Here is a 17,362-nt window from a genome sequence, read left to right on the forward strand (position 1 = left end):
GGAAGGCGTATAGCAGAGCTGAGTATTTACTTACCTTCCCAGAGTGCTTTTGTCGGAGTACAATTACGTACTGGCTCCCACTCGGATTGTAAGCGGGCAGTGAGCTGCGAAATGCATCAGGATTTCGGAGCGAATGCCCGCGTGCCGCCAAAAAGCACTCTGGGAAGGTTAGAAAATGCCAGTTCTGCGGTAAGCATTCCAAATCAATGTCCTGGCTCGCCCCCTTCTCTTTCCGTACACTACCTACATCTACAAAGCGTCATTACTCAGCTAAACCCCAATATAATAAACCATCAGGAAGTTTCTATTTCAAGTAATGATTCATAAGTTTATTTATAGTGAGCCATAAGCCACTTATATAAACTGTACGCTCTAGATCTGAACGAAAAAGATAGCCGACGCGACTTGACAATCATAAATAATTGCAGTATGCTATATTCAGAAATGCAAAATATGTATGTGCATAATTACACAAAGAAATCCTCCGCAGTGGTGTGCGGGGGATTTTCAGGTTAGTGGCTGCGGTTATTTTCATCTAACCATTTACAAATATAATAGCATATAATGCCGGGGCTATTACAGACATAAGAATGCTCAATATGTATTGCATAGAAGCATCCCCTTTCCGCTGGAAAGTATTAAAACAACATATTGTGTATAAAAATTACAAAAACACCTGATGGTTTCTATCTGCAAATGCTGTATTTTCACATTATAATCTAATTTTATCTAATACAATACGTACAAATTTATTAAAACTCTCAATCATCCCCGATCTCCCAATACGACCGATTAGCTAAGAAATCTTAGCATCTTGATAAGAACCTCCGTTTTATTAAAAAGTGAATCTGATATACTTAAATGTATAAATTTGAATACTGCGCCTATTCATATTTATGGAAAATATTAAATTCAAACTATGAGGGAGGTAACACATGAAGAAAAAAATAATGGCATTTTTGCTGAGCTTCAGCATGGTATTATCAGTGATTCCATCAATGGGAGTATCTGCAGAAGATACTGGTTTGGAGGCGGCAAAAGAAAGAGTACTGGTTGCATCTTATGACATGGGGCATGCAGATGGCAAACTGACGGATTCCAGTGGATTTGGAAATGATGCTCAACTGGTAGGTTTTGAGGATGGTGATTTCGCTGCAGAGGAGAATCAGGATCAGATTTTGAAATTTTCCGGTGACAAGGGAAAATACGTTGAAATTCCTTCCGGGCTGATTCAGAAAGAATCTTTTGCAATAGAAGCAACTTTTAAGACATCGGTAAAGGCTGGCCATTGGCTTTGGTGTTTGGGTACAATGGAAGATAAGTGGCCAAATGTAAAAAATTACGTTTTTTTAAATCCTATGCAGGGGGACGGAACCTTGCGTGCCGGCATAAAAGATGCCAGCAATGAGCTCCTGTTTAAACAGAATCAGCGGATTGTGGCTGACCAATATTCTACGGTACGGCTGGATTTTGAAAACGGGACTGTGAAACTGATTGTGAATGGAGAAGAAAAAGAAGTGCTGGACACCGGTTACTCCATTCAGAAGCTATTAAAGGAAGGAACCGGGGATGATTTCTGCGGATATATCGGAAAATCTTTGTACACGCCCGATGATGCATTTAAAGGTACATTAACCCAATTTGATGTCTATTCTACGATTCGGGATACTTCTGAGGAAGGATTGGCAAAAGAGGATCTGGATGCCATAACATTACCCGGGGTTATGAGTGGGGACATTGCATTACCGGATACGGGAAGCGTTAATGGAAGCAGTATTGAGTGGACTTCTTCCGATGATTCAATTGTAAGTGATGACGGAAAGCTTGTATCAGTTCCACAAGAGGATGTCCAGGTGACATTGAACGCTGCAGCGTCTTATGGAAATAGCACTGCCGTGAAGGAATTTCATATCACGGTAAAAGGGTCAGATTCCCTCTTCCCGGAAGCCTATGAATCCCTTGAACTGCCTTACACAGAAGTGTATGGAAATATTACGCTGCCGTCACAGACTGAAAATGGATGTAATATAAGCTGGACCACAGCAGATGAATATAAGAGTATTGTAACCGTAGCCAAAGGGAAGGCAGAAGATGGCAGTGTGATACCGGCGGGTGTTGTAACCAGACCGGAAGATCAGGATACAGCAGTAACCTTAACAGCCGGATTTTCCTATAACGGCATGACTTATGCGGAAACGAAGGATTTCACTTTTACCGTAAAAAAACAACCGGAAGAACGGGGAAAAGATACTTCTTATGTTTTTGCTCATTTTACCGGATCTGAAAGCAGCACCAGTGATGAGCAGATCTATTTTGCAGCAAGTAAAGACGGAAGCCATTGGAGAGATCTAAATAATAGAAAGCCGGTTCTGACTTCTGATATTGGAGATAAGGGTGTCCGTGATCCATATCTGATACGATCTCCCGAAGGCGACAAGTTCTATCTTCTGGCGACAGACCTGAGCATAAAGAACAGGGGCGGCTGGGGAAATGCACAGGCCACTACAAAGGGCAGCACGAAACTGGTTATCTGGGAATCCACAGATTTAGTAAACTGGAGTGAGCCAAGACTTGCAGATGTTGCATCTAAAATTCCCGGAGGGGGATGTGCCTGGGCTCCTGAGGCGATTTATGATGATAATACCGGAGAGTATGTAGTATACTGGGCAACGGCATCTTCCGAGATGGCAGCGGAAGTCGGCGGCGATCCTATGAAAATGTACTATGCAAAAACCAGGGACTTCTATACCTTTACAGAACCACAATTGTGGATCAGCAGAGAAAATCATTCGATAATTGATACAACTATGATCAAAGACGGGGATACATATTATCGTGCTTCCGGTGATGGGCAGATTACCATAGAGAAGAGTAAGTCGATTTATGATGGCTGGGAAATAATCGGCACCTTAAGTAACATTTTCAATAATAATAATTACAGTGGTGGAAAGTTAGAGGGACCAGAATTTTTTAAATATTGCGAGGATGACCGCCTGAATAATGCAGATGGCAATCCGGTGGATACATGGGGGTTAATGTGCGATCAGTATGCAGAAGGAAAGGGGTATCTTCCATTTCGTTCAACTAATCTCGGGGATATGAGTACCCAGAGCTGGACGGCGGCCACCGATATTAATTTTGACAGTTTAAAAAAGCGTCATGGGACGATTCTTACTGTTACAGATGATGAGTATGCAGCTCTTATGAAAGCCTATACGGATGATGCAGAAGAAAATACCGAAGAAGAACAGGAAGATCCTGTTTTGCAGTACACATTTGAGGAGAAAAACGACCTTATTTATGGAAGCGGTGCAACAGTAAAAGCATATGCTGATCCAGGGGAAGGAAATCAGAATTATCTTTATCTGGATGGAGGAACAAACGCATGGGCACAACTACCGGATGGATTTTTTGACGGACGGAATAAGATGACAATTTCTATGGATGTCATGACGGAACTGTCGGACGGGAATTTCTTTACCTTTGCATTTGGACAGGATACGGATCGGTACTATTTCCTGAGAATGAGAGGAAATACTTTGAGAAGTGCAATTACCCGCTCCTCATATGGCAATGAATCTGCTGTATCCCACACACTGGGCGGAGCAGCTGTGAAGCAGTGGCACAATGTGAAGGCAGTTATAGATAAGAATACGATGCGCGTTTACGTAGATGGCATCCTGGCAGGTGAAAACAAGAATCTAACTACTTCAGTTACTGAATTAGGGAAGAATCTGAAAAGTTATCTTGGAAAATCTTTCTATAGTGCAGACCGGAATTTCAAAGGAGGATTTGACAATATAGCCATTTACAACAGAGCACTGTCGGCAGATGAAATTGCAGAAGAGGCAGGTGTAGGTCTTGTTGCAGATGGTCTGGTAGGAACTGCACCGGACCGGGATACGGCACTTACTTACCGTGGCACCGATGATCACAGCGCTGTTCGTACCGAAGTGGACATTGAAAATAAAGTGATTACATCCTACGTGAGAAAAGGATGCGAGCTTACAAAGGTACCTGTAACCCTGACATTTACAAGAGAAGAAGTAAGCGTTTGGAATGGCAGCCGGGAATGGGAAAACGGCGGTACCCTGGATTTGAGCCGGGATTGTGTGATAACGGTGAAAAAAGGAGATAAGGAAGAGGAATGGACGATAAAAACACCGGTGGTATCCAATAACCCGGTACTGCCAGGACAGTATGCAGATCCGGACATTGATTATATGGACGGAAAATTCTGGATATTCCCTACAACAGATGGATACCCCTCCTGGAGCGGAACGGTCTTCCATGCATTTTCTTCAACAGATATGGTGGACTGGGTGGATGAAGGCATCATTATGGATGTGGAAAATGATAAACCTGGTTTGAATGACAAAGGAGTGCAGATTGCAGCATCACCGTGGTCAGTGGGAAGTGCATGGGCGCCAACCATTGAAGAAAGAAACGGGAAATATTATTTCTATTACTGTGCGAAGTTTCCAAATGGGCAGTCTGCCATCGGTGTTGCACAGGCGGATCATCCCCAGGGACCTTATACCGATAAGGGGGAGGCACTCGTTACAGTACAGATGTGCAAAGATGCGGGGGTAAGCATGGGCCAGGCGATCGATCCTTCCATCTTTACAGATGATGACGGGAAAGTCTATATGACATTTGGCAATGGAAATGCGGCGATTGTAGAACTGAACGATGACATGATGAGTGTGAAAGAAGGAACCTTAAAGCAGATTAATAATCTTAGAGATTTCCGGGAGTCTGTGGTAATTACTAAAGCAGGCGGTAAATATCACTGGACATGGTCCTGTGATGATGCAAACAGTCCGAATTACCATGTGAATTATGGTGTCTCAGACACGCTGGACAGTGCAATCAGTCTTCGTGGAACCTTACTGCAAAAAGATACGGAAAAAGGAATACTGGGCAGTGCTCATCAATCCGTCCTTCATGTAAAAGACGGCAAAGGCCAGGATCGCTATTTTATGTCCTACCATCGTTTCTATACACCGCTGGATATTTTCCTGGACTCCGATGGACTTGGAAAACACCGGGAGACTTGTATCGATGAAATCTTCTTTGATGAAGACGGATATATGACAATCACTCCTACAATGGAAGGCATGGCATCTGTTCAAATGAAAGAGGATGAACCGGAAATAGTAAATAAAGATCAATTGCAGGCTGAAATAAACCAGGCAATCGGAGAAGGTCAGAAAGACAGCTATACCAAAGAGAGCTGGGCGAAGTATGCGGATGCGCTGTCTTATGCAAAAGAAGTGCTGGGCTTAGAAAGCGCTGACCAGGAAACAGTAGATACCGCACTTTTAAATCTTCAGACTGCCCGGGCTGCATTGGTAAAAGTTCCGGAAGTAAAACCGGATCCGGCTCCTAAGCCCCAGCCTGTCTCTGTAAAAAGTGTCACATTAAATAAACAGTCCTTAACCATGACGCTAAAAGAAAATATGGTTCTTACTGCTAACGTTTTACCGGAAAATGCAGCTAATAAAAAGGTGTTATGGAGCACCTCAGACAGTGGAAAAGTGACGGTAGAACAAAATGGAAAAATCACAGCCAAAAAGCCCGGTACGGCTTATATTACGGTAACTACTGCTGACGGTGGCAAAAAAGCAGTATGTAAAGTAGTAGTGAAAAAGCCGGTTATCAAACTTACCTACAGCAGACTTTCGCTGCAGGCAAAGAAATCTACTACGGCTGTACGACTGAAATCATCAGTGCCGTCCGGAGAAAAGATAAAGTCGGCAAAAAGCAGTAAGAAAAATATAGCATCCGTGTCTGTTAAAAATGGAAAGCTCACGATAAAAGGCAAAAAGACAGGAACAGCTTATGTGACGGTAACCACCACCAACGGCGGTACAGCTAAAGTTAAAATAACGGTGAAAAAGAAAGTAAACGTATCCAAATTAACCTTAGATAAAAAAGTCACTATAAAGAAAGGGAAAAGGCTGACGCTGAAAGCAGTAAAATCACCTGTAACTGCAACCAGTAAAATCACATGGAAAAGCTCCAATAGAAAGATTGCGGAAGTTACTTCCAAAGGGGTAGTAAAAGCAATAAAGAAAGGGGATGTAACGATTACCGCTATCAGCAGCAATGGTAAGAAAGCAAAATGCAAGGTTCATGTGAGATAAAGTGTGAAAGAAAAACGCTTTCACACTGCTGATTCCATTCATTACCTAATCTATGGACAAATTTTGGTGTGTAAAGTTTATCAGGAGAGAATTGTTTATGAAAAAGAAAAAAATAGTCAGCAGAATGATAGCAGGGGCAATGGCAGGCATTATGGCGGTGACTGCATTGCCGCAGCTAAGTATGCCGGACGTAAGGGCAGAGGAAGTTTTCCAGGCAGACCAGGAGTTAATTGCCCATTATCCATTGGAAACGGATGCCCTTGATGTGTCCGGGAATGAATATCATGGAGCAGTACTGGGAGAAGGGGTGACGTTTACGGGGGAATCTTTGAATTTACCCGGAGGAAAGTCAAACAGTAACGATTATGTATCGCTGCCCCAGGGGATTTTTGATCATCAGGATCAGTTAACGATTTCCATGTGGATTAAAAATAATGATACAAAAGGAAATTACGCTGCTTTCTTCTTTGGGACAAAAGCAAAAGGGGTTTTGCCCGTCAATTATTTATTACTGAATCCCTGTAATCCCAAAGGTACCTATAAAGCGGTATTGACGGATTCTATTAATGAATCGGCACCTTACAATACGGAAGCCGGAATCAGTAATACGGTTTCCACAACTGAATATATGAACCAGTGGGCTTATTATACGGTGGTTCTCGATACGGCGGGAGAAGGTGGGAGTGGCAAAACACTGACTGCATATCTGAATGGAGAGCATATCGGTACTGCCAGCCTGACAAGAAGTGTATCTGATTTTGGAGAAGGACTGGTATCCCTCATCGGCAAGTCAGAGTATCTGGAGGATCCTTTGTTTAAAGGTTCCTTCCGTGACCTGCGTATTTATGGGAAATGTCTGGGGGATACGGAAGTTAACGGTTTGTATGAAACTGCATTTAACAGAAATGAACTGCTGGAAGCAAAGGAAGGCCTCACTCTTGGAGATACCTCCAAAGTGATTGCCAATCTTACGCTTCCGGAAACCGTTGGAAATGATGTGTCTATTACCTGGGAATCATCCGATCCCACGGTAATAGACCATACAGGAAAAGTGACATTGTCAGACACCTTACAGAATGTAACCCTTACGGCAGTACTTATGCGAAATGGGGAAACGGTGTCAAAAGAATTTGAGGTAACCGTAATAGCAGCAGACGGAGTATTGGCGGAGGCCATGAGCCGGGTAAATGTGCCGTATGCCATCACGGATAAAACCGTGCTGCCCACAAGTCTGGGTGATGGAATTACTGTAAGCTGGGAATGCAGCGATCCGTCGGTGATTGCCGGCGATGGTACAATTACGGCTCAGGATCAGAACATGCAGTTAGAGCTGAAAGCAGCTATTGCAAAGGGCGATCAGCTGGCATATAAAGAATTTGTGGTTTTGGTAATGGAAAAAACCGCAAATTACGTTATGAGCTATACCCGAAACGGCAATACGGAATTAACTGACAGTATGCATCTGGCTTACAGTGCGGATGGAGGTGAGTATACTTCTTTAAATTACAATACAGGTATCCTTTATCCAAAAGCTGATCTGGAAGAAAATGAAGCAAACACCATTGCAGGAACTACAAAGCGTCTGCGCAGTCCGTATCTGTTTCGTATGGCGGACGGAAAAATAGGCGTAACCGCTGTGCGCACTGATGCTGCAGGTGACAAAAATGCAAAAGGAAAGATTTTACTTTATACAACGGATGATCTTATGGAATATGAAGATTATGGACTGATTTCCTTACATACGGAACTTGCAGTTACGGAACCCAGGTGTGAGTACGACGGTGTAAATAAAGTATATCGGATCACATGGAAGGGTTCTGACGGCAGGTTGTACTGCAGCACCACGGCAGACTTTGTAGAGATCAGTGCACCGGAAGAAATAACAGGCAGGGAGAACATAGCAGTATCTGCTCAAATCGCGGGAGCTGTACCATGCAATGTCCTTCCGGTAACCATGTCTGAGGCACAAGGGCTTACTGCTAAACTGCTTCCAATTGAAAATACAGGAATAGAAGAACAAAAATTTCAGTTTGCCACAAAGGCAGGCCAGAAACTTACAAAGGATGATATTGCTTCCGTTATCAAGGCTAATTATAGTGACGGAACAGAAAAAGAGATCAAAGTGAATTGGGATGCCAACAGCTTAAAGTCAATTAATTTTAACAAAGCGGGCACCTATCAGATAAACGGCACAGCCAAATTGACCAAATATCCGGTTTTGAATGGAAGAGCTGATCCGGACATCTATTTCTATAATGGAAAGTATTATTTTATAGCAACCGGGGAAACGGCAAACCAGTCCCAGATTAACATCCGGGAAGCCGATACACCACTGGGACTGTTTGGTGCCACAGACCATGAACTGATCCCAAATGTGAGAAAACCAAGATGGGCTCCGGAACTCCATGAAATAAACGGTAAGTTATACATTTTCCTTGCCGTTGGTGATGATTGGAAGCAGGTACAATCCAGTATTATGGAATTAAAAGAAGGCGGAAATCCGACGAATAAGAATGACTGGAAAGAGGCCGTCAGAGTCCGTAAACAGGATGGAAGCTATCTCTATGAAGACGGCATTACACTGGATATGACTTATTTTGAAGTAAACGGGATTTCCTATGTGTGCTGGGCACAGCGTGAGATGACAAGTGACAGGGGATTTGGAACATCCGATCTCTATATTGCAGCCATTGATAAAGAAAATCCATATCAGCTGACCAGCGATCCTATGTGCATACTGCGTCCCCAGTATGGATGGGACCGTTTTGATGCCACCGTTGATGAAGGTCCTTATGTGATTCAAAGGGATGGAACCGTGTATATGACTTTTTCAGGTTCCAGCGTCAGCAATACCTATTGCGTGGGGCTGTTAACTGCAGCTGCGGAAAGTGACCTGCTGGATGCGGCAAGCTGGAAGGAGACCGGATACCCCATATTGCAGGCGGAAAGTGTTGCAGGGGAGGGCGGTCCGGGCCACAGCGCTTTTACCGTAGATGAAGATGGCAATGACTTATTTGTATATCACATGAAACCAAATGGAGGGACCAGGAGTGCCAGTGCAAGACGTGTTCACTGGGCAGCTGATGGGACTCCTGTACTGGGTATGACCGTTGACCGGGAATTAAAAGAGGAATACCGTTCGGTTGCAGGAACCATTATTGTAGAAGAAGGGGATGTGCCGGAAGATCAAAGGATCGTTGCTGCCGATAAGGAGGCGCTGACGCTGAATGGCGTAACAGAAAATATTGTTAAAGGAAATCTGACCCTTTCATCTGAGGGAAAAAATGGTTCGCAGATCACCTGGATTTCTGATAAAGAAGAAGTAATTTCTGCAGTATCTTCTGAAAATAAAGCTTATGCGGCTACACCTGCCGGAACGGTGACAAGAGGTAGTAAGGATCAGAAAGTTACCCTGCGTGCGGTGATCCGGTATGGGACTTTTGAGGATACGAAGACATTTAACGTGACAGTTAAAGCAAAAGAAGCAGCTAAGGATTATGTGGGATATCTGTATGCATATTTCAGCGGAGATGAATCCAGGATGGATGACCAGCAGATTTACTTTGCTCTTAGCAAAGATGGAATTACCTGGAGTGATCTGAATGAAAATAATCCGGTATTAACTTCTGCGCTGGGAGATAAAAGCGTCCGGGATCCTTATATTATCCGTTCTGCGGAAGGTGACCGTTTTTATCTGATCGCTACAGATCTGGATATCCGAAATGGCAGGTATGGAAACCAGTGGTGGACTTCCAGAGATGGAAGCAAAGACCTGATCATCTGGGAATCTAGGGATCTGGTAAACTGGACAAACCACCGGGCAGTAGATGTGGGAAGTTCCATACAGGCAGACCACGTATGGGCACCGGAAGCAATTTATGATGAAATAACCGGGGAATATCTGGTTTACTGGTCCAGTTCCGTGAAAACAGACCAGTATGAAAAGAGCAGAATCTATGTTGCAAAGACCAGGGACTTTTATACATTCACCGAACCTGAAGTTTATTCGGATGACCCCAATGGCAATATAGATGCTTCCATTTTAAAGGTGGGGCAGAAATATTACCGCCTGATTAAGGATGACAGGGAGGCATATGTTACGCTGGAATCTGCGGATCAGTTACTCAGCTATGGGGATGGAGAAAAAAACAGAGGATCTGTATTTAAAAAAATAAAGAACACAGAGCTGGAAAGTTACAAAGGCTATTATGAAGGTCCTACAATGTTCCGATTTCAGAATGAAAATAAATGGTGTGCCCTGGTTGATGAATATGGAGGGGCAAAAAGAGGCTATATACCTTTTATTTCAGAGGATATTGGTGCAGAAAACAGTCTGCATCTCATGAAGGATGACACCTATCTGATGCCTACCGGCGCAAAGCACGGGACTGTGATTCCGGTAACGCAGGAAGAATTCGATGCCTTGCAGGAAAAGTGGATTGTAAAATCAAACATGGGACAGCAGGAAGAGCCAGTTTTGGAATATAATTTTGAAGAAAAATCAGATGGCACAATTACTGATGTTTCCGGAAATGGAAACCACGGCAAGACATATGGTAATGCAGTTTTCAAAAAGGATGCTGAAAAAGGGCAGGTATTATATCTGGACGGCAGCAGCGGAACCTATGCAGAATTCCCCAGAGGGCTTTTTGACGGTTGCGATGAAATGACGATAGAAATGGATGTAAAGCCGGAGATCACAAGCAACTTCTTCTTTACATTCGGCATGGGACAGGACAGCAGCAAGTATATGTTCCTCCGAACCAAACCCGGGAATATCCGAAATGCCATAACCACTCAGGGTAACGGGAAAGAGCGGGATGTTCAGATCAATGGTTCTTACCAGGGCAAGTGGAGTAAGGTTGCAATCGTAATGAACGGTCACAGCATGTCGCTGTATATTGATGGTGTTCTGGCTGACAAACGGGATTACGTGCGATCTGTCAGTGATCTGGGATCGAATCTGCTGGCTTATCTGGGCAAATCTTTTTATAGTAACGATCCTTATTTTAAGGGATCCTTTGATAATGTCAAAGTTTATAACCGGGTTTTAAGTGCTAAAGAGCTGGGAGGAGATGATCCGGAATTAGATATCAGCAAAGACCTGCTGGCGCATTACAAACTGGAAGATGACGGTAAAGATGCTTCCGGCAAACAAAAAGATGCCGTGATGGGTGGCAAAGGAACACATTTTACAGATGGTGTACTGTGCCTTGATGGGGGAGCAAAGTCCGATAAAAATTATGTGACACTGCCGGCAGGGCTGTTTGACGGACAAAACAGTACAACCATCTCCATGTGGATCAAAAACAAGAATACGAAAATGAATACAGCTGCATTTTCCTTTAGCGGAAAAAAGAAGACAGGAATTTATCCGGCGGATTATTTTATTTTGAATCCCTGTAATACGGATGGTTATTATAAGGCGGTATTTACAGATCCGGCTGCCGGCAGCACGGCGAATCCATGGACTACCGAGGTAGGAATCAATAACTCCAGCCAGAACAGTATCAGTACTTTGGATTATATGAACCAGTGGGCTTACTATACGGTGACAATTACGAAAGACCGGATAAACGGATATCTGAATGGAAAGAAAGTAGGAACATCAGAAATCCATAACAAGACAGTAGCTGACTTCGGAGAAAAACTGTCGGCATATATTGGGGCATCGGAGTATGCAGATGATACCTTCGCAGGAAATTTCTGTGACCTGAGAATCTATAGCAGAGAATTCAATATGTCAGAAGTTTCAGATTTATATCAGAAATCCCTGCCGGTTAAACAAGTAAAAGAGGCAAGGGCATCCTTGAAAATAGGGAATGGATTATCTGTGACCGGGAACCTGGACCTTCCTGTTCAGGCAGGAGAATGCACCGTTAAATGGAAATCCGGCCAGCCTGCTGTAGTAGAAGAAAACGGAACGGTACACTTCCAAAAGGATGAAACGACGGTGACGCTGACAGCAGTGATCAGCAGCGGTGCGTACGCAGAAGAATCCGTATATGAACTGACAATAGCATCTGAAAAAGATGCAGCAGCAGGGCGTTACCGGACCGCACTGAGTATTCCTAAGTATATCTCCTGCAATATGCAGACGGAAGTAAATGGAGAGGCAGTCATCTGGTCAAGTGAACCAAAGGGCGTAATCGATGCAGACGGTACTGTTCACCGCCCCGCCGGAGATCAGGAAAACAAGGAGATTATGGTAAAAGCTGTGATCGGGGATACCGTGATCACAAAACAGGCGACAGTTATGGCAGAAGGAGGGCAGATTTTAAGCTACGTAGTAAAGGGCGGGAACCTTTATACAGGAGAAGGAGATCTTCTGGCTGCATCCGACAGCAGACGTTCCGATGCATTATTCCTGGCAGCGCGGGATCAAAATTCCGATGTTTTTATGCCATTGAATAAAGGCAAGGCGGTGTTATATGTAAAATGGGATAAAGACCAGAAAACAAATCCGGACAATCAGATGGGTTCACCGGTATTGTTCCGCTATCAAGACGGAAGTCTGGGGGCAGCAGCATCGGGAAATAATAAGAAGGATGGAATTTATATCTGGGATACCAGGGAAACCACAAGCTTTGAAAACGAAAGGTATCTGGTTCTGAATATGGAAGGTAAGGAAGTACAGGATCCGGATGTGGTTTATGATTCCATGGCAGAATGCTATAAAATATTCTGGAAGGATGAGCAGGGCACTTCTTATATAAGTATGCTGAGTAATCTGAATGCAGGATCCACACCTGTCATAACAGAAGAAGCAGACTATGAAAAGGTAGCGGTGTCTGCAGCAGTTCCGGAAAATGCAGTGATGGAACAGTCTGCCATATTTGAAGCAGACAGGGAAGAATATAAGGCATTCACAAAGAAATACGAAACCATCCGCAATACAGGAGTTGAGTCCGTCGTTATCCGGGCAAATACCGGGGACAAGGTAACATTGCCGGAAACGGTGACCGCAGACTACAGCGATGGAAGCACTAAGAACCTGGGGGTAAAATGGAATCAGCAGGATCTGGATAAGATCGCAAACGGACAGGCAGGAACCTATGAAATATCCGGAGAAGTACAGCAGGATTCCTATGCATATCCATTTATTGAGGAACGTGCCGATCCCCATATCTTCTATAATGAAGATGACGGTTATTACTATTCAACCGGTTCCTATTATGAGAAAAACATGAACTGGAATAACGAAAGTGATGCACGTAATAATTCCTACAGAAAGCTGGATATCCGGCGTGCAAAGACAATAGAAGGACTGAAAGCAGCTAATGAGCATTACATTATGGAATCAAAAATTGGTGATCGATGGGGTTCCTTTATCTGGGCTCCTGAATTCCATAAAATCAATGGAAAATGGTATTGTATCGTAGGAGCACATGATTTTGGTACTGCAGGAATTAAAAATGACACCGATTGGGGATGGTGCAGCAGGTCCATACTTATTCCTTACGAGGGAAGCGCAGAGCAGATGAAGAACGGCGGCATGCTGAATGCTGACCAGTGGGGGACGCCAATCGAAATGAACCTCCCGGCTCCGGCAAATGCATCCTTTGATGTCTCTTATTATGAAGATGAAGGGGGACAGGGGTACTATATAATACCAAGTGCTGCAAATCTTTATGTCATAAAGGCAAAGGGCGGTGAAGGTGTGATTCCTCAGCCCGAGGGAAGTCCGCAGTTAATTAAATCTGGTCAGTGGCCCTGGGAGTACGGCATCTATGAAGGTTCCATTACAGTAAATAATCCGGAGGGAAATGACCAGTTAGTCGTAGAAGGACCGTATCTGTTCTCTTATGGAGATAAAGTTTATATCAGCTATTCGGCGGCTACGGTTGATAAATTTTACACCCTTGGTCTGATGATGGCGGATAAAGGCAGTGACATCATGAATCCGGACAGCTGGACCAATATTAATTATCCGGTACTCAGTTCCTATGATACGGCAGACGGATCCATCGGAGGAGGCCGGCACGTCGGCGGAGGACATAATTCCGTGGTTCTGGATGAATATGGGAACCTGGCACTTGTCTACCATGCGCGTCCATATCCGGACCCACATGCAGGCAAACCCGGTGCCGGAGGACTGTTTGACCCTTGCCGCCATACCGTAGTCAAAAGTATAAATGTGGCTTTCGATGGGACGCTGCTCTTCAATATGACTGCCGAAGAAGAACTGGATCCTGCCTATAAGAATATCAAGGCAGTCGTCTATATCAGCGGTAAAGAGGCAGCAGATAAGACAGCGTTGAAAGAACTGATTCAAAATGCAAAGAAGACAGACACTGCCAAGTATACAGAAGCTTCTGTAAAAGTGATGAAGGAAGCTCTGGCGAAAGCAGAAGCGGTAATGAATAAAGCAGATGCTTCCCAAAGTGAAACAGACCAGGCCGCGGCAGCGCTTAAAAATGCAATTGCGAAGCTGGAGCCAAAGAAGGCAGTTCCGGTACCTGAGAAGATCTCCGTGCAGGGAGTGCAGCTAAATAAAAAAGTATTCACCATGAAGGTAAAATCAAAAGTGACGCTGACGGCAGTTATCACTCCTTCCAATGCATCCAACAAGGCAGTTTCCTGGACTTCATCCAATAAGTCGGTAGCTTCTGTGAACGGGAACGGTATAATCCTGGCAGGAAAACCGGGAACAGCAGTGGTTACAGTATGTACTGCAGACGGAGGAAAGAAAGCAAGCTGTACTATAACAGTAAAGGCGCCTGTAATTAAATTAAATGCCAGAGCCATCACCTTACAGGTGAAAAAAACAACCACTGCAGTAAAGATAAGCTCTTCTTCCCCGGCGGGTGAGAAGATACGGTCAGCCAAGTCCGGTAATAAAAAACTGGTATCCGTAAAGGTGAAAAAAGGTAAATTATCTATCACCGGAAAGAAAAAGGGAAGTACTTATATCACCGTAACAAGTACTTTAGGCGGTAAGGTGAAACTGAATGTCAAAGTACAGACCGGGAAAGTAGTCACGAAGAGCATCAAGCTGGATAAGAAGCTGAAGATCCCAAAAGGAAAATCCCTCGCTCTGAAAGCCGTAAGATATCCGGTTACTGCAACAGAAAAGCTGGAATGGACCAGTTCCAACAAAAAAGTAGCAAAAGTCACTTCCAAGGGTCTGGTAAAGGCAAAAAAGAATGGGACAACAACTATTACCGTTAAAAGCAGCAATGGTAAGAGTGCAAAATGTAAGATTACGGTAAAGTAAAATGTAAAACGGAGGGTTGACAAATCTGTTTATCTGCGCTATGATAAAATCAGTTAAAAAGCTAATATGTATGTGCGTAGTTGCACAAAGAAATCCCCCGCAGGTGCTTTCTGCGGGGGATTTTTTAGTTAGCTGTTGCTGTTATTTCCATCTAACCATTTGCAAATATAGTAGCAAATAATACCTGCTATCACGGATATTAAAAAGCTTAATATGTATTGCATAGGAGCACCTCCTTCCTGCTGGAAAGAGTCAACAGCATATATATTATAACTTATAAAATATAATATGTATAGTAGTATTTAAGGGATTTTAAAATAGTGATTATAAAGCAACTTAATATATGAAGAATCATTCGACTAGTTCAAATATGAAACTATAATATTGGGATACAGTCATTCTATTGCATATCCTATTAGATATAAGACTTATATTTTAATAGAGAAAGCAAAAATCAAAATTTCATTTTGTACATAAATCCAAAGATAGTGCAAGAATTTTCAAACATGTTACAAGCAATTATCCCGCTGTTTTGTTATGCTAAGAAAAAGCAAACAGGAGGGTTGGAACATGGATCATATATTTACAATGGGTGTCTTAGGATTAGGCGAAGGCAGAAGTGTCATATCTGCAGTATTAAACAGCAAGATGTGGGAACTGGGAAATATCTGTGATTTAAATGAAGAGTTGTGCAAAGAGCGTTGTCAGGAGTTTGGAATTGATAAATACACCACCAGTTATGAAGAGATGCTAAAAGATCCGAAGATTGATGTTATCGGAATCTATACGCCGGACCAGCTGCATGCAAGACATATTAAAATGGCTCTGTTAGCCGAAAAGCATGTTATTTGTACCAAACCTTTGATGATTAATCTGGATGAAGCAAAAGAATTGATCCGGGTACAAAAAGAGACGAACAAGGCTGTATTTGTGGGACAGAGTTCCCGGTATTTTGAGCCGGCTCTGCGGCAGAGAAGGGACTATGAAGCCGGAAAACACGGAGAAGTGGAGACAATTGAAACCCACTACATCAGCGATTCCAGATGGTTTCTGGAACGTGCCTGGAGCCATCAGCAGGGATTTTCCTGGATGTATAATTTTATGATACATGCAGTAGATCTTGCAGTGTGGTATCTGCCGGAAATTGAAGAGGTGTATGGTTTGGGTGTAGTCAGTGAGAATACCAGATCCTATGATCTTGATGTGCCCGATACGTTAAAGTTTATCTTAAAAAACAAAGACGGCAGATTTGCCAGTGTAACCGGTGCCTATGCTGCACCAACGCTTGGAAGCGCCGTAGAGCAATCCATCAGCTGCACCATCCGCGGCTCCAAAGGAATCAGCCGGGCAGGCTATCCGAAGCTGAAATATTACACTAATTTCGAGCCGGTTCAAAAAACAGCTAAATTGCAGGAATTCGCAGATAAGCATGGATATTATTTCCGGTTTGAAAATGAAAGCCACCATGCAGGTGAATATCAGAATTACATGGAACATTTTGCATCAGATATGAACAGGGGCATAACACCCAAGCCGGATTTACAGGAAGGAATACATACGCTGGCGGTTATGGCTGCTATGGAGCAGGCTATGAAGACAGGAAATGTGGTCAAAGTATCCGATATAATGGAGTGTATCCGATAGATGAATGCTGCAATGATAAAAAAGGTAGAGGCATATGTAATGGAACATCTTTCCGAAGATTTTAAAAGAGATGATGTCGCAGCCGCTCTTTATTTCAATCCTACCTATCTTTCACACATATTTAAAAGGGAAAACGGAATATCCCTGAACCAATATATTAATATGCTGCGACTAAAAGAAGCCAAAAGGCTGTTCGATAATACCAACCTTCCGGTAGGAGCAGTGGCAGTGGAGACAGGGTACTACAACTTCTCCTACTTTTCCAGGCAATTTAAAGAAACTTACCGGGTAACGCCCAGCATGTATAAAAATAACAGACAAAAAGCCTGCCCTTAAAAAGGATAGGCTTTGC

General features: G+C 43.4%; 4 protein-coding genes. All 4 read left to right on the forward strand.

Annotated features, from left to right (window positions below):
* Window positions 1-935: 935 nt before the first annotated feature.
* Window positions 936-6,149, forward strand: coding sequence for a family 43 glycosylhydrolase (locus RHS_RS31390; protein ID WP_395023003.1), 5,214 nt, complete (start codon window positions 936-938; stop codon window positions 6,147-6,149).
* Window positions 6,150-6,246: 97 nt separating this feature from the next.
* A complete protein-coding gene (locus RHS_RS19270; RefSeq protein ID WP_047834086.1) occupies window positions 6,247-15,366 on the forward strand; it encodes a family 43 glycosylhydrolase in 9,120 nt (3,039 codons plus the stop codon).
* A gap of 570 nt (window positions 15,367-15,936) precedes the next feature.
* A complete protein-coding gene (locus tag RHS_RS19275) occupies window positions 15,937-17,010 on the forward strand; it encodes a Gfo/Idh/MocA family protein (RefSeq protein WP_395023007.1) in 1,074 nt (357 codons plus the stop codon).
* Complete coding sequence (locus RHS_RS19280; RefSeq protein ID WP_027295890.1) at window positions 17,011-17,346, forward strand: AraC family transcriptional regulator; 336 nt, start codon at window positions 17,011-17,013, stop codon at window positions 17,344-17,346.
* Window positions 17,347-17,362 lie beyond the last annotated feature (16 nt).

This window comes from Robinsoniella sp. RHS (assembly GCF_001029355.1).
Classification (GTDB): domain Bacteria; phylum Bacillota; class Clostridia; order Lachnospirales; family Lachnospiraceae; genus Robinsoniella; species Robinsoniella peoriensis.